General features: G+C 72.0%; 16 protein-coding genes. 10 read left to right on the top strand and 6 right to left on the bottom strand.

Annotated features, from left to right (window positions below):
• The first annotated feature begins 22 nt into the window (after nucleotides 1-22).
• Complete coding sequence (locus tag FH608_RS33005) at nucleotides 23-1,219, top strand: hypothetical protein (RefSeq protein WP_226900109.1); 1,197 nt, start codon at nucleotides 23-25, stop codon at nucleotides 1,217-1,219.
• Nucleotides 1,220-1,466: 247 nt separating this feature from the next.
• On the opposite strand, the gene FH608_RS33010 is transcribed toward FH608_RS33005, so the two are convergent.
• Nucleotides 1,467-2,372: a Vgb family protein gene (locus FH608_RS33010; RefSeq protein WP_139634288.1), complete on the bottom strand. Its 906-nt coding sequence runs from the start codon at nucleotides 2,370-2,372 to the stop codon at nucleotides 1,467-1,469.
• Nucleotides 2,373-2,554: 182 nt separating this feature from the next.
• Nucleotides 2,555-4,963, bottom strand: a complete 2,409-nt coding sequence (locus tag FH608_RS53115) for an ATP-binding cassette domain-containing protein (RefSeq protein ID WP_226900110.1) — start codon at nucleotides 4,961-4,963, stop codon at nucleotides 2,555-2,557.
• Nucleotides 4,964-5,082: 119 nt separating this feature from the next.
• Here FH608_RS53115 and FH608_RS33035 point away from each other — a divergent pair, with 119 nt between their 5' ends.
• Nucleotides 5,083-5,670 carry a TetR/AcrR family transcriptional regulator gene (locus FH608_RS33035; protein ID WP_139634290.1) on the top strand — a complete coding sequence of 196 codons (588 nt, stop codon included), beginning with the start codon at nucleotides 5,083-5,085 and terminating at the stop codon, nucleotides 5,668-5,670.
• A gap of 132 nt (nucleotides 5,671-5,802) precedes the next feature.
• On the opposite strand, the gene FH608_RS33040 is transcribed toward FH608_RS33035, so the two are convergent.
• A complete protein-coding gene (locus tag FH608_RS33040; protein ID WP_226900111.1) occupies nucleotides 5,803-7,428 on the bottom strand; it encodes a serine/threonine-protein kinase in 1,626 nt (541 codons plus the stop codon).
• A gap of 133 nt (nucleotides 7,429-7,561) precedes the next feature.
• Between FH608_RS33040 and FH608_RS33045 the strand changes: the two genes are divergently transcribed.
• Nucleotides 7,562-8,509 carry a quinone oxidoreductase family protein gene (locus FH608_RS33045; protein WP_139634292.1) on the top strand — a complete coding sequence of 316 codons (948 nt, stop codon included), beginning with the start codon at nucleotides 7,562-7,564 and terminating at the stop codon, nucleotides 8,507-8,509.
• Between the two features lie 4 nt (nucleotides 8,510-8,513).
• Nucleotides 8,514-9,128 carry a LysE family translocator gene (locus FH608_RS33050; protein ID WP_139634293.1) on the top strand — a complete coding sequence of 205 codons (615 nt, stop codon included), beginning with the start codon at nucleotides 8,514-8,516 and terminating at the stop codon, nucleotides 9,126-9,128.
• Nucleotides 9,129-9,178: 50 nt separating this feature from the next.
• On the opposite strand, the gene surE is transcribed toward FH608_RS33050, so the two are convergent.
• Nucleotides 9,179-10,003 (bottom strand): 5'/3'-nucleotidase SurE, encoded by an 825-nt coding sequence (gene surE / locus FH608_RS33055; RefSeq protein WP_193318763.1) that lies wholly within the window; start codon nucleotides 10,001-10,003, stop codon nucleotides 9,179-9,181.
• A gap of 244 nt (nucleotides 10,004-10,247) precedes the next feature.
• Between surE and FH608_RS33060 the strand changes: the two genes are divergently transcribed.
• Nucleotides 10,248-11,060: a patatin-like phospholipase family protein gene (locus tag FH608_RS33060; RefSeq protein ID WP_226900112.1), complete on the top strand. Its 813-nt coding sequence runs from the start codon at nucleotides 10,248-10,250 to the stop codon at nucleotides 11,058-11,060.
• Nucleotides 11,061-11,087: 27 nt separating this feature from the next.
• The gene (locus FH608_RS33065; RefSeq protein ID WP_139634296.1) at nucleotides 11,088-12,131 is read left to right on the top strand and encodes a 1-acyl-sn-glycerol-3-phosphate acyltransferase; all 1,044 of its coding nucleotides are present in this window, start codon (nucleotides 11,088-11,090) and stop codon (nucleotides 12,129-12,131) included.
• Nucleotides 12,132-12,272: 141 nt separating this feature from the next.
• Here the strand turns inward: FH608_RS33065 and FH608_RS33070 are convergent, their stop codons facing one another.
• Nucleotides 12,273-13,757, bottom strand: a complete 1,485-nt coding sequence (locus FH608_RS33070) for a cobyric acid synthase (RefSeq protein WP_139634297.1) — start codon at nucleotides 13,755-13,757, stop codon at nucleotides 12,273-12,275.
• A 42-nt stretch (nucleotides 13,758-13,799) separates the two neighbouring features.
• On the opposite strand from FH608_RS33070, the gene FH608_RS33075 reads away from it, so the two are divergent.
• A complete protein-coding gene (locus FH608_RS33075; RefSeq protein ID WP_139634298.1) occupies nucleotides 13,800-14,594 on the top strand; it encodes an MBL fold metallo-hydrolase in 795 nt (264 codons plus the stop codon).
• Nucleotides 14,595-14,601: 7 nt separating this feature from the next.
• Here FH608_RS33075 and FH608_RS33080 read toward each other — a convergent pair whose 3' ends face one another.
• Complete coding sequence (locus FH608_RS33080) at nucleotides 14,602-14,853, bottom strand: antitoxin (protein WP_226900113.1); 252 nt, start codon at nucleotides 14,851-14,853, stop codon at nucleotides 14,602-14,604.
• 96 nt (nucleotides 14,854-14,949) lie between these two features.
• On the opposite strand from FH608_RS33080, the gene FH608_RS33085 reads away from it, so the two are divergent.
• The 3 genes from FH608_RS33085 (at nucleotide 14,950) to FH608_RS33095 (ending at nucleotide 17,154) form a co-directional block, all read left to right on the top strand.
• The gene (locus FH608_RS33085) at nucleotides 14,950-15,834 is read left to right on the top strand and encodes a DNA-3-methyladenine glycosylase family protein (RefSeq protein ID WP_139634299.1); all 885 of its coding nucleotides are present in this window, start codon (nucleotides 14,950-14,952) and stop codon (nucleotides 15,832-15,834) included.
• Between the two features lie 47 nt (nucleotides 15,835-15,881).
• Nucleotides 15,882-16,844: a 2-hydroxyacid dehydrogenase gene (locus FH608_RS33090; protein ID WP_139634300.1), complete on the top strand. Its 963-nt coding sequence runs from the start codon at nucleotides 15,882-15,884 to the stop codon at nucleotides 16,842-16,844.
• A 115-nt stretch (nucleotides 16,845-16,959) separates the two neighbouring features.
• Complete coding sequence (locus tag FH608_RS33095; protein ID WP_139634301.1) at nucleotides 16,960-17,154, top strand: CsbD family protein; 195 nt, start codon at nucleotides 16,960-16,962, stop codon at nucleotides 17,152-17,154.
• Nucleotides 17,155-17,400: the final 246 nt, after the last annotated feature.

The following is a 17,400-nucleotide window of genomic DNA, read 5'->3' on the forward strand; positions in this document are numbered from 1 at the left end:
TGAGAGTTGAGGGCGCCTGCGAATGACCGAGGGATACGCGATCCAGGGGAACCCCTTCGGCCCGGGAGCGATGGACTTCGACATGATCGCCGGAAGGCTGGACGATCTTCGTTATCGGGGCGACGTCGCGTCGCTCCCCGGCCTGGCCCTCGGGGTCGCGGGCGAGTGGCCCGCGCGGCGCGGGTTCAACGACATCTGGTCCGAACTCGGATCGGCGTTCGACCGCGGCGCGACGCAGGCCCGCCGGGTTGCGAAGACACTGCAGACGACCGGCACCTCTTACAGCAGGGCGGAAACGAGCGCCGGCAGGCATGTCCTGGATGTCGTGGCGACGGCCCAGCAGGCGGGAGGTCCGGGGCCCTCGCTGTCGTTGCCCGAGGAGGACGACTTCGGCTACGGACAAGGGCCGAGCATGTGGGAAGGCATCGGCGAGACCTTCAGGGAGCCGTACTTCCAGGGACTCGCGGGCGGCATCGCCGGGCTGGGACTGCGTGGGCTCACCGGCGTGGCGGAAATGGCCTACGACGACGAGCGCATGATGAGGTTGGCGTTCATCGAGGACCTGGAGCGTCAACATGTCGAGCTCTCGGGGGCAAACCCTCTGAGGACCAGGCTGTCCACGTGGAGCAAGGCAACCGAAGAGCATCTGGCCCTCGGCAGGAAAATGAGCTGGACCGTCGTCGCCGGAGCCCTGGCGTGGGCGGCGGTGGTGGTGGAATCGGGCGAGCCTCTCGACCGGGCGGTCGAGGACCTGCGGCGTATCGCCTTCGAGCTTGGCGAGGCCTTCGGGCACGACACCGACGCCGTGCGCCGGGCGGTGACCGCGTTCTGGGAGGGCGAGGCGAGCCGCGGCGCCGACGCACAGATGGTCACCTTCATCGACGAGGGAAACCGGCTGACCATTGAGGTCGGGAAAATGGCGCGCGCCATCGCGGAATCGGTCCATGCTCTTGAGGTGATTCACTGGGCCGCGCTGTCCTTCTCCGCGGCCATGTTCCTGGCGATCGCCGCGTTGAGAGTGGCCGGGCGGTTCGACATCACGATCGACTGGGTGACCAAGTTCATGGGCTGGCGGTGGTCCACATTGATCACCATGCTCGCCGGCCTCGCTCCCACCGTGGCCGCTTTCGGGGTGGCCTGGTACAAGTCATCCTCGATCGGGGATCCTCGGGAGATTTGGCCCGACGTCGTTCCGGAGCGCACAGAAATGTCCCCGTGATCGGCTGAGCCTCACGATGCGCGGATATGCTCGGTGGGGCAGAGCACCTCGTCGCCGGCCGGAAGTCGACGCAGACGCTGGCCCCTCACCAAGCCGAGGCCCCGTCCCCAAAAGCCAGCCCCCACGCCACCCCTCACCCGGGTTGAGGCGCCCTCCGCCAAGCGTCGGCACTGCGCCGCTCTTGACCCGGGATGAGGCGCCCACCACCAAGCGTCGGCACTGCGCCGCCCTTCGCCCGTACCGCCCCTTACCCGAGCCTGGCCAGGGCGCCTGCTTCCAAGGCCACCCAGATGGCTCCGTCCGGGCCGACCGTCAGCCCGTGCGGCTCGGCCTTGCGGACGGCACCGTCATCCCCGTCCCCGACCCCCGCCTCGGCTCTGAGTTCGGCCGGCAGGGGCGGGAGCGCGTGCTCTTCGATCGCACCATCGACCGTGATGCGGCCGACGCGGCCGGCGGCCCACTCGGTGAACCAGAGGGCGCCGTCCGGGCCGGTGATGATCGCGTGCGGACGTGCGGCCCGGTCGGGAAGCGGGTATTCGGTGATCTCGCCGGACGTGGAGATCCGGCCCACCTGGCCCGCACCGATCTCCACGAACCAGAGCGCCCCGTCCGGCCCCAGCGTGATGCCCACCGGTGCGGCACCCTCCGTCGGGAGCGGGTGCACGGTCACGTCACCTCCGAGCGAAACGCGCCCGATGGCGTTGCCCTGGTTGATCGTGAACCAGAGGGCGTCGTCCGGACCGGCCGTGATGAACGCGGGCATGCCTCCCTCCACCGGCACCTCGAAGTCCGCCCGTTCCCCATCGAGTCCGATGCGCCCGATGCGCCCGATCCGCATCTGGGTGAACCACATGCCGCCGTCCGGCCCGGCGACGATCCCGTACGGTGAATCCGCCTCATGAGAGGTCACCCGCCCCTCGGCGGTGATCCGGGAGACCCGGCCGCCCTGGCCTTCCGAGAACCACATCGCCCCGTCAGGACCCGGCGTGATCACGGTCGGCTGCCCGTCGGCCTGTGCGAGCTGATGGACCACCGGCTTCTGGCCCGGCACCATCGTGCCGATCCGGCCCTGGTGGACGAGCGTGAACCAGAGCACACCATCCGGCCCGGTGGCGATGCCGTACGGCGTGCCCTCATCGATCACGGTCAACATGTGCTGCCCCTCGTTGTTTGGTCTGCCCGGACTCGGCGTGATCCGACTCGGCGTGGCCCGACTCGGCGTGGCCCGACTCGGCGTGGCCCGACTCGGCGTGGCCCGACTCGGCGTGGCCCGACTCGGCGTGGCCCGACTCGGCGTGGCCCGACTCGGCGTGGCCCGACTCGGCGTGGTGCTGCTCAATGGATGCGTCCTCCTACCAGCGTGATCTCAGTCCCCCGGAAGCGCCGGGTCAGGGCGCGGTCGTGAGACACGACGACGAGCCCGCCTCGATAGGCGTCGAGCGCCTGCTCCAACTCCTCGGCCAGGACCGGCGACAGGTGGTTGGTCGGCTCGTCGAGCAGGAGCAGGTCGTACTCGCGCGTCAGCAGCCCGGCCAGCGCCAGCCTGCGCCGCTGCCCGACCGACAGCGTGCCCACCTTCTGGTCGAGCGCCCCCGGCGCGAAGAGGCCCGTGTCCAGCAGAGCTGCCCGGCGCTCGTCCGCATAGCCGGAGCCGTAGGCGTCGAGAACCGTCAGGTCAGGGTCGAACGTGACCTCCTGCGGCAGATATCCGACCCTGGCCCGCCCGTGCTCGGCGATGGTCCGGAGCAGCGTGGACTTTCCGGCCCCGTTGGCGCCGCGGACCAGCAGCCGGTCGCCGCTCCGGATGGTCAGGGAAGGCACGTGCAGCCGGTCACCGACCCGGACGTCACGCAGCGCTACGAGCACCTGAGCTCGCGCGTCCCCATGCTCCGTGTCATGGTTCACGTCGCTCGGGTCCGGGTGTACGTCGATCAGCTCCGGGTGGCTGCCGCTCGGGTCTTGGTGACCGCCACTCGGGCTCTGGTGACCATCGCTCGGGTCCCCGTGCCCACCGCTCGAATCCCGGTGACCATCGCTCGGGTCTCGGTGCCCACCGCTCGGGTCCCGGTGACCATCGCTCGGGTCCCCGTGATCGCGGCTCGGGTGGAAAGGTTTATGTCTCGGGCCCAGAATCTTGGGCTTCGGGTGGATAAATCTGTGCCCAGGGTCAAGAGATCTTTGCTCTGGATCAGCAGACTCCCGCTCCGGGTCAGGAAACCTATGCCCGGCCTGGAGTGCCACGTCCTCCTCGGGGCGGGGCCGCTGGTGTGGTCCGGTTTTCGGGGTGGTCTCGGGGCCGGGACTGGTGAAGGTGCCGCGGAAACGCAGGGGAGCGGGTGGGCGGGGCACCGGGTCGGCCTCCAGCCGGCGCAGCCGCTCCTGTGCGTTGCGGACCCGGCTGGCCACCGAGCTCTGCACCCGGCCGGCGTTGCGGTCGTAGGCCATCTTGTTGTTGTCGCGCATCAGCCGGCCCGCGGCCACCCGGTGGGCGGTCGTGGCCGCGTACTCGCGGACCTGCCGCACCTCCTCGCACCATGCCGCGTACGACTGCTCCCAGCGGGCCCTCGCCGCGGCCTTGGCGGCGAGGAAACCGGTGTAGCCGCCGCCGAAGCGGGTGATCGCGCCGTGCTCCACCTCGATCACCGTCGTGGCCACCCGGTCGAGGAAGACGCGGTCGTGGGAGACCACGACGACCGTGCCCCGGTGCTCGCGCAGCCGGGACTCCAGCCAGGTCAGGGCCGACTCGTCGAGGTGGTTGGTGGGCTCGTCCAGCAGCAGCACCCTGGGTGCGGCGGCCAGGACGCAGGCCAGGCCGAGTCGCGCCTGCTCCCCGCCGGACAGGCTCGACAGCACCCGGTCGCGGCCCACGTGGGACAGGCCCAGCCCGTGGAACGCCTTGTCCACTCGCGCGTCCGCCTCGTAGCCGCCCCGTAGTTCGTAGGCCGTCAGCAGCTCGCCGTACTCGTCCATGAGGTCGGCGTACTCGATCGCGACCTCACCGCGATTATCCGTGGCCTCATCGTGCTTCGTCGCGACCTCGCCGCGCTGCTCCGTGGCCTCGCCGCGCTGCGCCGTGGCCTCGCCGCGTCTCTCCGTGGTTTCGCCGCGCTTCGTCGCTACGTCACTGCGCTGCGCCGTGGCCTCACCATGCTCGGCCGTGCCAGCGTCACCGCACTTGGCCGGGACCTCACTGCACTCGGCCGTGGTCTCGCTGTGCTGGGCGGTGACGGCGTCGTGGTGCTCGGTCGGGACCTCGTCGCTCACGGCCGTGGCCTCGCCATGCTGGGCCGTGCCAGCGTCGCCGCACCGGGCCGGGACCTCGCCGCACCGGGCCGGGACCTCGCCGCACCGGGCCGGGACCTCGCCGCACTCGGCCGTGGGCTCGCCGTGCTGGGCGGTGACGGCGTCGCCGCGCTTGGTCCGGGCCTCGTCGGTCTCGGCCGTGGCCTCCGTGCGCCTGGGTGTGGCTTGGTTCGCGAGGGCGGACTCCAGGTCGCGCATCCGCCGCTCCATGGCGCGCAGGTCGGCCAGCGCGGCGTCGACGGCCTGCTGGACCGTGTGGCTGGGTGGGAGGTCGAGGGTCTGGCTGAGGTAGCCGGTGTCGTCGGCGGTCGTGACGTCTCCGTCGTCGGGCGGCTCGACCCCGGCCAGCAGCCGGAGCAGCGTGGACTTGCCCGAGCCGTTCTCCCCGACGATGCCGGCCCGCTCGCCCAGCCCCACGGACATGGAGACGTCGACGAGCACGGCACGCTCGCCGTACGACTTGGAAACCTTTCGAAGGCTGATCAGGATGGCACTCCAATCGCAACCGTTGTAGCTTTAGTGTGCCAGGCCGGTGAGGGTTAATGCAACTGGAGTAGCCTTTGGAACCGAACAAGAGGCCGGGAGGGCGGAGCGCGCGGGTTCGCGACGCCGTACGGCGGGCCACGCTCGCCGAGCTGGTCGAGCGCGGCTACCGGGGTTTGACGGTGGAGAACGTCGCCGAACGGTCAGGCGTGCACAAGACGACCGTCTACCGGCGGTGGGGCAACGTCGCTGGGCTGATCTCCGACGCGCTGGAGCTGGCCGAGGAGGAGCCGTGGCCCGTTCCTGACACCGGCTCGATCGAGGGTGATCTGCGCGGGATTGTTCATCTGGTGCGCAGCGGGTTCGACGATCCGGAGCTGGGGCCGGTGTCGTCGGCGTTCGTGGCGGCCGCGATGCAGGATCCCGACGCCGCGCGTGCCCTGCACGACTTCTTCGAGGCCCGGCACGAGCAGTCGGCCGAAGTCGTACGGCGGGCGGTCAGGCGGGGTGAGCTGCCCGACGTCGTCGATGTCAGAGAGGTGATCAGGGTCGCTGTCGCGCCCGTTTACTACCGGTTGTTCGTGGCGCACGAGCCGGTGACCGAGCGGGATGCCGACCGCGCCGCCGACGCGGCCCTCGCCGCCGCCCGTGCCGGTGTTCTGTGACACCCCAGGTGCTAGGTGGGCCCTGGGTGCCAGGTGACCCTCAGGTGCCAAGTGAGCCGTAGGTGCCAAGGTGACCCTCAGGCGCCAAGGTGACCCTCAGGTGCCAAGGGACCAGGTGCCAAGGTGGGAGTGTCAGGGTTGCTTCTGGCCGCGTAGTTCGAAGTCGTCGAACGCCGTCTTCAACACCGACCGCCCGTCCTTGGGCGTCCGCGCGAACAACCCCACATATCCGTTCGCCAGCCCGTTCGGATCCTCCACCTGGTGCACCTGCTCCCCGTTCACCCACATCGTCAGCCGCACCGCCGACCCGGCCTGCTCGCACGACGCCACCACTCGCGCCTTGCCGGGCAGCCCGTCCACCTGCACCGGCGAGGCGAGCTCCCCGCCCGCCCCGTCCACGACGCGCCGGATCCGGGCCTTGCCCGCCGTGTCGAGCACGAACTCGTAGTACGCGTCGTCATCGTCGATGTCGTGGCAGTACACGCCGTACTCCCCGCTGCCGGTGTGGCTCTTGACCTCGGCGGTGACGGAGACGACGACGGACGCGGGCAGCATCGGCGTGGGCGTCGCGGAGGGGTCGGGTGTGTCGGTCGGCGTGGCGATGAGGAAGGGTATGGGGGCCTTCGCCCGCCGCTGCCCGGTCAGGCTTTCCGCGTCGAGCCCGTATGTCCCGTCCGACCGATAGCCGTAGCTGGTGGTGACGTCGGGGTCGTAGGTGCCGTCCCAGCCGCTGGAGGTCTGCGTGAAGTCCTCCCGGTAGAGCACGCCGAGGTCGTCGGGCGGCCCTCCAGGGGAGACGAGCACCCATGTGGTCACGGCCCCGGCCACGAGCAGCGCCGCGGCGGCCGCCACGCCGGCGATCAGCTTGGTGGGGTTCTTCCTGGGCGGCCGCTGGACCGACGTGTACGCCGCCGTGGCCTGCTGCCAGGCCACCTGTACGGTCTGCGCCGCCTGCTCGGGCACGGCCGAGCGCCCGACGAGCTGGTCGAGCAGCTGCTGCGCGGTGGGCCGCATGGCCGGGTCCTTCCGCAGCGCCGCCCCGACCAGCTCGCGCAGCCCGGGATCGACCTCGGCAAGGTTCGGCTCGGTGTTGAGCACCTGGTAGACGATGGCGGGCAGCGTGTCGCCGCCGAACGGCGCCCGCCCGCTGGCGGCGTACGCGACCAGGCACCCCCACGAGAACACGTCGCAGGCCGGGGACACCGGGTCGCCCCGCAGCACCTCGGGGGCCATGTAGCGGGGCGTGCCGACCAGCTCGCCGGTGCCGGTGACGCCGCCGAGCGTGTCGAGCGCCCGCGCGATGCCGAAGTCGATCACGCGCGGCCCGACGGGCGAGAGCAGCACGTTGGACGGCTTGAGGTCCCTGTGGACGACCCCCGCCCCGTGGATGGCGGTGAGGGCGGTGGCCACGCTCACGGCCAGCGCGTCGAGGCTGGAGCCGCGCAGGGGGCCGGACCTGCGCACGGCCTCTTCCAGGTTGGGGCCCGGCACGTATTCGGTGACGACGTAGAGCTGGTCGCCGTCGAGAGCGGCCTCGATCACGGCGGCCGTGCAGAACCTGCGCACCCTCTGGGCGGCGTCGGCCTCCCTGCGGAAGCGCATGCGGAACTGCTCGTACTGGCTCAGCTCCGGGTTGATCACCTTGACGGCGACCCGTTGCCCGGCCGGGTCCTCGGCGAGGTGCACCGTGCCCATGCCGCCCCGCCCGAGGACGCTCAGCAGCCGGTAGCGCCCGATCTGGGAGGTTTCACCGCTCACGGCGCGCAAGCTTACCGAGACACCGCAAACCTCGCAGGAAACATGTGTACGCCTGCCAGGCCGGGCCGTCTCGGCGGACGGGCCGCGGGGGGTCCGGGGGAATGATCGGGCGGCCCCGGAGTTGACTAGGAGTATGCATGCCATCATCGTCTCCGCCCCAGGCGGCCCAGAGGTTCTCGAATACGTGGAGCGGCCTGACCCGGTCCCCGGCGAAGGGGAGATCGTGGTCGACGTCGCGGCGAGCGGCGTCAACTTCATCGACGTCTACCACCGCTCCGGCGCGTACCCGCTCGACCTGCCCACTCCCATCGGCTCCGAGGGCGCGGGCGCCGTCTCCGCCGTCGGGCCCGGCGTGCGGGACGTCGCCGTGGGCGACACCGTGGCCTGGGCGAACGTCCTGGGCAGCTACGCCGAGAAGGCCGTGATCCCGGCCGCCCGGGCGGTGCCCGTCCCCGACGGCGTGCCGGCCGACGTGGCCGCGGCGGCGATGCTGCAGGGGATGACGGCCCACTACCTCACCCACTCCACCCACGAGGTGCGCGAAGGGGACGAGGTGCTGGTTCACGCCGGAGCCGGCGGCATGGGCCAGCTGCTCATCCAGCTCGCCAAGCTCAGGGGCGCCACGGTGCACGCCACGGTGTCCACCGCCGAGAAGGAGAAGCAGGCCAGGGCGGCCGGCGCCGACGACGTGCTGCGCTACGACGACTTCGTGGAGGCGCTGCGCGGCAGGATCGACGTGGTGTACGACGGGGTCGGCGCGGCCACGTTCGACGGCGGCCTGGAGGTGCTGCGCCCGCGCGGCCTCATGGCCCTGTACGGCGCCGCCAGCGGCCCCGTACCGCCGCTCGACCCCCAGATACTCAACAAGCGGGGCTCGCTCTTCCTCACCCGGCCGACGCTCGTCCACTACATCGCCGAACGGGAGGAGCTGCTGCGGCGGGCCTCCGACGTGTTCGGCTGGATCGCGTCGGGGCGGCTCGCCATCAACGTCTCGCGCCGCTACCCGCTGGCCGAGGCGGGCCGGGCGCACGAGGATCTGGCGGCCCGCCGGACGACGGGGAAGCTGCTGCTCGTACCCTGACGGCATGGACATCGCGGGATCGGTCTGGTCGTTCGCCGCCGTGGTGGCGCTCCTCACGCTCACGCCCGGCCTCGACACGGCCCTCGTCCTGCGTACGTCGGTGCTGGCGGGCAGGCGGCCGGCCTGGGGCGTGACGCTCGGCATCCAGCTCGGCACCCTCATCTGGGGCGTGCTCACCGCGGCGGGGCTGTCGGCGCTGCTGGCCGCCTCGCGGCTCGGCTACGAGATCCTGCGCTGGGCCGGGGTGGCGTACCTGGTGTGGATGGGCCTGCGCATGATCCTGGCCAGGCGGGCGGCGCACGACGAGCCGGAGCAGGCGGTGCGGTTCGTGGCCGGATTCGGGCGGGGCCTGCTCACGAACCTGCTCAACCCCAAGGTCGGGGCGTTCTACGTGGCGATGCTGCCGCAGTTCATCCCGGACGAGGCGCCGCACGCGGCCATGGGGCTGCTGCTGGCGGGGGTCCACGTGGCCGAGGGGCTGGTGTGGAGCGCGGTGCTGATCGGGTTCGCGTCGCTGATGAGCGGGTTCCTGCGCGCGCCGGCCGTGCGGCGGGCCCTCGACCGCGTGACCGGCGTGGTGATCGTCGGCTTCGGCATCCGCCTCGCCGTCACCGACTGAAGCCGGCCGGAACCCCTCCCGAGGGGTTCCGGCCGAAAGGTTTCAGGCGCTCAGGGGGTGAGCGGGCCCAGGCGGTCGCGGATCCGCCAGAAGGTCCTCGAGTCGGCCTCCCAGCTGCCGTTCAGCGGCGTGATGGTCACCTTGCCCTCCGACAGCAGGGTGCGGTCCGAGGTGGCCACCGGGTCCGGGGTGGTGGAGAAGACGGGCATGATCCGGTAGCACACCGCGCAGACGTCGGTGGCCGGGACGTAATCGGTCGAGACGGGCAGCGACGTGCCCAGCCTGGCGAAGGCCACCTCGCCCGCCGGGTGGGCCGGGTAGTTGACGTTGAGGGCCGTGTGCGGCGGCAGGACGGCGCCGTACGAGGCGGTGGCGGCCACCCGGTTCACCAGCTTGACCGTGAAGTCGACGGCGTCGTCCGCGCTGGGCAGCTCGGACCCGTCCCTGGCGACGCTCACCGCGATGGACGGGACGCCGACGGCCAGCGCGGCGATGGCGGCTCCCACGGTGCCGCTGTGGTTGACCAGCGCGGCGACGTTCTCTCCCTCGTTGGGACCGGCGACGACCAGGTCGGGCCGGTCGTTCTTGAGTACGGTGTTCACCCCGAACGCGACCGCGTCGACCGGGCTGCCCTCGACGGCCCACACCCCGGGTGACATCTCGGCCGCCTTCAGTGTCGAGCCGAAGTCGATGTTGATGGAGGTGCCGACGCCGCTGGAGTCCGCGGCCGGCGCGACGACCGTGACGTCGTGGCCCGCCTTGGTCAGGGCCTGGCGCAGGTCCTCCAGGAGGGGCGCCTCGTAGCCGTCGTCGGTGGTGAGCAGGATCCGCAGCGGCGCGGTGGTCTGGGCCCGCGCGGGGCTTCCCAGCGCCATGAGGCCGAAGGACAGGGTGAAGGCGAGGAGTAAGTGCAGGGTTCTGGTAAACCTCGATCCGCGAAGCCGGATACGCATGCTCGGGGCGCCTCTCTGAACATTTGCTGACGTTGAGTTGAACGTGCCTGACGGCACCCCGGAAGGCGACCCCTGCTTCCCCCTATTTCGACCGCGGCAACCCCCGATCTTTCGCGGGCCGCGGATGGCTTTGCTTCCTGGACGCGGCGACGAGAGGGTGGGGTGCGTGGAAACGGCGTTCGTGCTCGGAGGCGGGGGCGTGCTCGGCGCGCACGAGGTGGGGATGCTGCGGGCGCTCGACGAGGCCGGCATCAGTCCCGACCTGGTGGTGGGCACGTCCGTGGGCGCGCTGAACGGGGCGGTCATCGCCGCCGCCCCTTCCGAGGCGGTCGGCCGGCTGGTGTCGTTGTGGCGCTCCGACGTCGTACGTACGGCGTTCGCCGGCTCCTGGGTGGCCAGGTTGTCCACACTGGCCAAGACCGGCACCCATCTGCACCCGATCGGCCCGCTGCGCGAGGTTCTGAGCAGGACCGTGCCGGTTTCCCGGATCGAGGACCTGGAGGTGCCGTTCCAGTGCGTGGCGGCCTCGGTCGAGCGGGCCGCGGCGCACTGGTTCACCGGCGGACCGCTGGTGGAGGCGGTGCTGGCGTCGTGCGCGGTGCCGGGGCTGCTGCCGCCCGTGGTGATCGGCGGCGAGCACTTCTACGACGGGGGCCTGGTGCACAGCATCCCCGTCGGGCGGGCCGTGCAGCTCGGGGCCAGGCGGGTCTTCGTCCTGCACGTCGGGCGGATCGAACGGCCGCTGGCGCCGCCCAGGCGGTTCTGGGAGGTGGGCATGGTGGCGTTCGAGATCGCGCGCAGGCACCGCTTCGCCGAGGACATGGCCAGCCTGCCGCCCGGCGTGGAGGTGCACGTGATGCCCGCCGGGGTGACCGCGCCGCTGTCCACGCTGCGCTACCGCGACGTCTCGCAGATCTCCGCCTGCATCGACCGGGCCTACGAGGCGTCTTCCCGCTATCTGCGGAACGGGGGAGGATGAAGGGGAGACCGTCCCGTGGAGGCCGCGGTGCTCCCACCACGAATCCTGCGCCGGCTCGTGCTGGCTCCTCTGGTCATCGTCGTGACCGTGTTCATGCTGGTGACGTTGCCGTTCTGGCTCGTCGTCACGGCGGCGGCCTCGCTGCGCCTGCCGCCGCCGCAGCGCAGGGGGCCGCGGTTCGTCTGGTTCGGCACGGCGTGGCTGACGCTGGAGTCGGCGGTGCTGATCGCGTGCCTGTGGTTGTGGGTGGCGGGCGGGGCGCGGCGGCAGGAGCGCCACTACGCGCTGATCCGGTGGTTCCTGACCCGGGTGTACGCGATGGCGGAGCGCGTCTTCCGGCTGACCGTGGAGATCGACGAGCCCGTGGCGACACCCGGGGAGCGGGCCGTGCAGCTGACGCGGCCGGTGATCGTGCTGTCGCGGCACGCGGGCCCCGGCGACTCCTTTTTGCTGATTTATCACCTTCTGACGCGCTATGAGCGGCGACCGCGCATCGTCATGAAGGCCGCGCTCCAGTACGACCCCTCCGTGGACGTGGTGGTCAACCGCCTGCCGAACGCCTTCGTCCCCCGGAAGTCCGGGCAGAAGCACGTCATCGAGGAGATCCACCGCCTCGCCGCCACGATGGGCGCGCACGACGCTCTGGTGATCTTCCCCGAGGGCGGGAACTTCACGCCGCGCCGCCGCCGGCTGGCCATCAGGCGGCTGGAGGAGAAGGGGCTGGCCGAGGAGGCGGAGCGGGCGCGCGGCATGGACCACCTGCTGCCGCCCCGGCCGAAGGGCGCCATCACCGCCATCGAGGCGTGCCCGTCGGCGGACGTCGTCTTCGTCGCGCACACCGGGCTCGACGACCTCGTCACGCTGGGGGATGTCTGGCGCAAGCTGCCCTTCAGCGCTCACATCACCGCGAAGTGGTGGCGGGTGCCGGCGGCCGAGGTGCCGCGCGAGCGCGCCGAGCGGGTGCGGTGGCTGTACGGCCACTGGGAGCAGATCGACGCCTGGATCGACGCCCAGCGCCTGTCCCGCGCCCCCGCCGACCGCCCCGGCCCCGGCCCCGGCCGGCCCGGCTGAGCGGGCGCGGAACGCCCGGAGCCGCAGCACGCCGGGCGGGCGCGACAGGCCTGGAGGTCGCGGCCTGGCCAGGCGGGCGTGACAGGTCCGGAGGTCGCGACCCGGCTAGGCGGGCGTGACAGGCCCGAGGTCGCGACCCGGCTAGGCCAGCGCGCCAGGCGGCAGGAAGGGGACGTCCGAAGGGCCGTGCTCGATCAGCCGGAGCAGGGCGTCCGTGTCGAGGTGCCGCTCCACCAGGTCCCCCAGCGCGTCGAGCCGCTCCTCCCTGAGCCGCGCGAAGTCCGTGTCGGGCGCCGGGGTGAAGTCGCGCCCGGCCCGCTCGGCCACGTCGGCCAGGAAGGCCCGGCGGAACCCGTCGTTCTCCAGCGCGCCGTGCCAGGTGGTGCCCCACACGTTCCCGGCCCGGCAGCCGTCCAGGAACGGCTCGCCGCCCTCCACCGTGGCCCGCCCGTGGTGGATCTCGTACGCGCGCACCGGCTGCCCGTACGCGCTGCCCTCGGGCCGCCCGAGCCGCTTGTCCTCGGCGAACTCCACGCGTACCGGCAGCCTGCCGAGCCCCTCGACCCGGCCCTCGCCCGACTCGACCGTGTCCACGATCTCCCGCCCGAGCATCTGGAACCCGCCGCAGATGCCCAGCACGGGCCGCTCGCGCTCGGCGATCTCCGCCGCGAGCCCGCGCTCGCGCAGCCACGCCAGATCGTGGACCGTGGCCTTCGACCCCGGCAGCACGACCAGGTCGGCGTCGTCCAGCTCGACCGGTTCCGTCACGAAGCGCACCACGACGCCCGGCTCGGCGGCCAGCGCGTCCACGTCGGTGAAGTTGGAGATCCTGGGCAGCCGCACGACCGCCACCCGGAGGGTCTGCCTGCCGTACGGGCCGCGCGCCGCGACCTGGCGGCCGTCCAGGGCCAGTGAGTCCTCGACGTCCAGCCAGAGCCCGTCGAGCCAGGGCAGCACGCCGTACACCGCACGCCCGGTCAGCCGCCTGAGCTGGTCGAGGCCGGGCTCCAGCAGCTCCCGCGCACCCCTGAACTTGTTCACGACAAATCCTGAAATGTGCGACTGGTCGGCGGCGTCCAGGAGGCCCACCGTGCCGTAGAACGCGGCGAACACCCCTCCCCTGTCGATGTCGCCCACCACGATCACGGGCAGGTTCGCGGCCCTGGCCAGGCCCATGTTGGCGAGGTCGCCGCGCCGCAGGTTGATCTCGGCGGGGCTGCCGGCGCCCTCGCATATGACCACGTCGTACTGCTTCCTGAGCCGCTCCAGGGCCTCCAGCGCCGTGCCGCGCAGGAGGTCACGGAGCGCGCCGTACTCCATCGCGTCCACGTCCGCCACCGGCCTGCCCATGAGCACGACCTGGCTGCGGCGGTCGCTGCCCGGCTTGAGCAGGACGGGGTTCATGTCCGCGACCGGCTCCAGGCCGGCGGCCCGCGCCTGCGCCGCCTGCGCCCGGCCGATCTCGGCGCCGTCGGCGGTGACGTACGAGTTGAGCGACATGTTCTGGGCCTTGAACGGCGCGACGCGCACGCCCCGGCGGGCCAGCCACCGGCAGATCCCGGCCGTCACCACGCTCTTGCCCGCGTCGGACGTGGTGCCCGCGACCAGTAACCCGCCCTTGACCATGCGATCACCGTATCGGAGCGGGTGCCGTCCTATGCTGACCGCATGCCCGATCTACCCATATGCCGCACCTGCGGTGTCCAGTACGCCGAGCCGCGCCCGGACTGCCCGATCTGCGAGGACGAGCGCCAGTACGTCGGCTGGGACGGCCAGCAGTGGACCACCATGGCGCAACTGGCGGCCGAGGGTCACCGGGGCCGGGTGGAGGAGGAGGGTCCGGGGGTGATCGGCATCGGCACCGCCCCGCCGACCTCGATCGGCCAGCGCGCGCTGCTCGTCCGCGCGCCGGAGGGCAACGTGCTCTGGGACATGGTCTCCTACCTGGACGACGAGCTGGTCGCGCAGGTCAAGGAGCTGGGCGGGGTGGCGGCCATCGCCATCAGCCACCCCCACTTCTACGGCTCCATGATCGAGTGGGCGCACGCCTTCGACGCGCCGGTGTACATCCACGCCTCCGACCGGCAGTGGGTGGCCAGGCCGGACGACGCGGTGGTCTTCTGGGAAGGCGACACGCACCGGCTGTCCGAGGACCTCACGCTGGTCAACGCGGGGGTCCACTTCCCGGGCGGCCAGGTGCTGCACTGGTCGTCCCAGAACGTCCTGTTCTCAGGAGACATCCTTGGAGTCGTCCAGGACCGGCGCTGGGTGAGCTTCATGTACAGCTACCCCAACTACATCCCGGAGCGTCCGCACGTAGTGCGCCGGGCCCTGGACCTCCTGGAGCCGTACGATTTCGACAGGGTGTACGGAGGCTGGTGGAAACGCGTCGTCTACGAGGACGGCGCACGGGCCGTCCGCCGCTCAGCCGAGCGTTACCTCGCCTTCGCCGAGGACAGGTGAGGCGGATTCACCTCTCTCCGTCGGACCTCGGCGGCTGCTGAGGGTCGGACGTCGGCGGCTCCTGAGGGGCGCCCTCGCCCTGGCCGCCGCCGTACCGGTGCTGCACCGTGTCGGCGCCCTTCCCGATCTGGTCGTCGTACTTGTGACCGGTCCGCTCCTTGGCGAACTCCTCGGCCCGGTCCACCATCTGGTCGGCCTGCTTGGAGTGCCCTCTGGCGAAGTCCTCCGCCTTCCTCAGCCATTCCTGGATGCGGCTCATGACGTTCCCCCGTTTCTTCTCCGGCGTCACGCGCCCCCCTACCCCCGGATCCAGCACATTCACCAGCAGTCGGTTCCGGCCCCTACCATGCGGCGCATGACCACGCACGGATTCACGCTCACCGCCGACGGCCCGTACGACTTCGCGGCCGCGCTGCGCTTCGTCGAGGACTGGCCGGCCACCAGCGCGCTGCCCTCCGACGGGCGGTCGCTGCGCTTCGCCTACTGCGCCGAGTCCGACTGGCTGCCGATCGGCGTGCGGGTGAGCGCGGCGCCGGGCGGCGTGGCCGTCGCCACCACCCGCCCCGCCGGGCCGGGCATCCGGCGCGAGGTGGCGCGCATCCTCTCCCTCGACGTGGACGGCAGCGGCTTCGCCGCGCCGGGCGAGGCCGACCCGGTGCTCGGCGACCTGCAGCGCCGCTCCCCCGGCCTGCGCCCGGTCTGCTTCTGGAGCCCGTGGGAGGCGGCCTGCTGGGCCGTCATCGTGCAGCGGTCGTCGATGCTCATCGCCTCCCGGATCAAGCAGCGCATCGCCGAGCGCCACGGGGCGCGGGTCGAGGTGGACGGGCAGGCGTACGCGGCCTTCCCGCCGCCCATGACGCTCGTGGACGCGGGCGGGCTCGGGCTGCCGCCGCAGAAGGAGGAGTGGGTGCGCGGCCTGGCCAGGGCCGCGCTCGACGGCCTGCTCACCACCGAGCACCTGCGCGCCCTCGACCCGCAGGAGGCGCTGGCGGAGCTGCGCGCCCTGCCCGGGGTGGGGCCGTTCTCGGCGGGCCTGATCCTCATCCGCGGCGCGGGCGCGCCCGACGCCTTCCCCGGCGACGAGCCGCGCCTGTTCGCGATCCTGCGCGAGGCGTACGGCCTGCCCGAGGACGCGCCGCCGTCCGCCTACCGGAAGCTGGCCGAGTCCTGGCGCCCCTACCGCTCCTGGGCCTCCTTCCTGTTCCGGTCGAGCACCTACGCGGTCGCGGACGAATCCTGACGGCGGTGTAGTAATGGATGGCCGCCGACATCCACGGAGAAGGGCAGATGAACGACCACATCTACGTCACCCGCACGCTGACCGACGCCGCCCTGGCCAGGGTCCGTGAGCTGGACCGTCCCGCGATCATCGGCGCCGAGGAGCCGCCCGGCCGAGCCACGCTGCTGCGCGAGGTGGCGGGCGCGGCGGCGGTGGTGTGCACGCTGACCGAGCGGATCGACGCGGAGCTGCTGGACGCCGCCGGGCCCGGCCTGCGCGTCGTCGCCAACGTGGCCGTCGGCTACGACAACATCGACGTGGCCGCGGCCACCGAGCGCGGGGTGCGCGTGACCAACACCCCGGGCGTGCTCGACGGCGCGACGGCCGACCTCGCGTTCGCGCTGATCCTCGCCGCCTCACGGCGGGTGCTCGACGGTGACCGGCTGATCCGCGAGGGCACTCCGTGGATCTGGGGCCCGCGGATGATGCTCGGCATCGACCTCAGCGCCGGCGCGACCCTCGGCGTGGTCGGCTACGGCCGGATCGGCCGGGCGGTGGCCCGCCGGGCACGCGCCTTCGACATGCCCGTGCTGGCCACGCCCACCTCCTCGCCGCTCAGCGACGAGGACCGCCGGGGCGTCGAGTTCGTCGAGCTGCCCGAGCTGCTTGAGCGCAGCGACGTGGTGACTCTGCACTGCCCGCTGACGCCCCGCACGCGCCACCTCATCGACGCCGCCGCGCTGCGGCGCATGAAGCCCACGGCGGTCCTGGTCAACACCGCGAGGGGCGGCGTCGTGGACGAGCGGGCCCTGATCGAGGCGCTGCGCTCCGGCACGATCGCCGCCGCCGGGCTGGACGTCTTCGACAACGAGCCGCACGTGGACCCCGAGCTGGCCAAGCTCCCCAACACCGTGCTCACGCCGCACATCGGCAGCGCCGGGACGGCGACGCGGGAGCGGATGTGCGGCCTGGCGGTGGACAACGTGGCCGCCGTGCTGGCCGGGCGCGCACCGGTCACTCCCGTCAACTGAGCCGTACCTGTCGGCCTGCCCGACATGATGCGTTTCCTGGCCTTTCGTTCGGAAAGGTGACAGCGCGTCCGGGGGGATACGAGCTTCCGGGGGATACGACCAGAAAGGCACGCACATGGCCGGCAAGGACAAGATGCGCAACAAGGGCGAAGAGCTCAAGGGGCGGGCGAAGAAGACCGCGGGACGCGCCACCGACGACGAGCGGATGCGCTCCGAGGGACGCGCCGACCAGGCGCAGGGAAGCATGAAGCAGGCCGGCGAGAAGATCAAGGACGCCGGCAAGAAGATGAAGGACGCCTTCAAGAAGTGACGGCGAGCAAGTGACGGCCGGCCCGCTCCCGCGCCTCCGGGCGCGCGGGCGGGGCGGGGCGCCTCGGCGGCCCCTGGATCAGCGATCGCGCCGCGACACGGTGAGCAGGTGGCCGCTGACGCCGAGCAGCGACGGCACCGACTCCATCGAGCGCTGGGCGTCGAGCATGAGCTCCCGGCGCTCCGGGTCGTCGAGCCAGTCGCCGACGTCGCCGTAGAGCCAGAACGCCCCTCCAGCCCGTACCGC

Origin of the sequence: Nonomuraea phyllanthi, assembly GCF_006334985.2 — a bacterium.
Classification (GTDB): Bacteria; Actinomycetota; Actinomycetes; order Streptosporangiales; family Streptosporangiaceae; genus Nonomuraea; species Nonomuraea phyllanthi.

What these genes read in the sequence shown, in the direction of transcription:
- surE (WP_193318763.1), bottom strand. Translation starts at nt 10,003, where the DNA reads ATGGCGCTGGGAAGCCCCGCGCGGGCCCAGACCACCGCGCCGCTGCGG.
- FH608_RS33050 (WP_139634293.1), top strand. Translation starts at nt 8,514, where the DNA reads ATGGACATCGCGGGATCGGTCTGGTCGTTCGCCGCCGTGGTGGCGCTC.
- FH608_RS33070 (WP_139634297.1), bottom strand. Translation starts at nt 13,757, where the DNA reads ATGGTCAAGGGCGGGTTACTGGTCGCGGGCACCACGTCCGACGCGGGC.
- FH608_RS33085 (WP_139634299.1), top strand. Translation starts at nt 14,950, where the DNA reads ATGACCACGCACGGATTCACGCTCACCGCCGACGGCCCGTACGACTTC.
- FH608_RS33080 (WP_226900113.1), bottom strand. Translation starts at nt 14,853, where the DNA reads ATGAGCCGCATCCAGGAATGGCTGAGGAAGGCGGAGGACTTCGCCAGA.
- FH608_RS33095 (WP_139634301.1), top strand. Translation starts at nt 16,960, where the DNA reads ATGGCCGGCAAGGACAAGATGCGCAACAAGGGCGAAGAGCTCAAGGGG.
- FH608_RS33005 (WP_226900109.1), top strand. Translation starts at nt 23, where the DNA reads ATGACCGAGGGATACGCGATCCAGGGGAACCCCTTCGGCCCGGGAGCG.
- FH608_RS33090 (WP_139634300.1), top strand. Translation starts at nt 15,882, where the DNA reads ATGAACGACCACATCTACGTCACCCGCACGCTGACCGACGCCGCCCTG.
- FH608_RS33075 (WP_139634298.1), top strand. Translation starts at nt 13,800, where the DNA reads ATGCCCGATCTACCCATATGCCGCACCTGCGGTGTCCAGTACGCCGAG.
- FH608_RS33010 (WP_139634288.1), bottom strand. Translation starts at nt 2,372, where the DNA reads ATGTTGACCGTGATCGATGAGGGCACGCCGTACGGCATCGCCACCGGG.
- FH608_RS33045 (WP_139634292.1), top strand. Translation starts at nt 7,562, where the DNA reads ATGCATGCCATCATCGTCTCCGCCCCAGGCGGCCCAGAGGTTCTCGAA.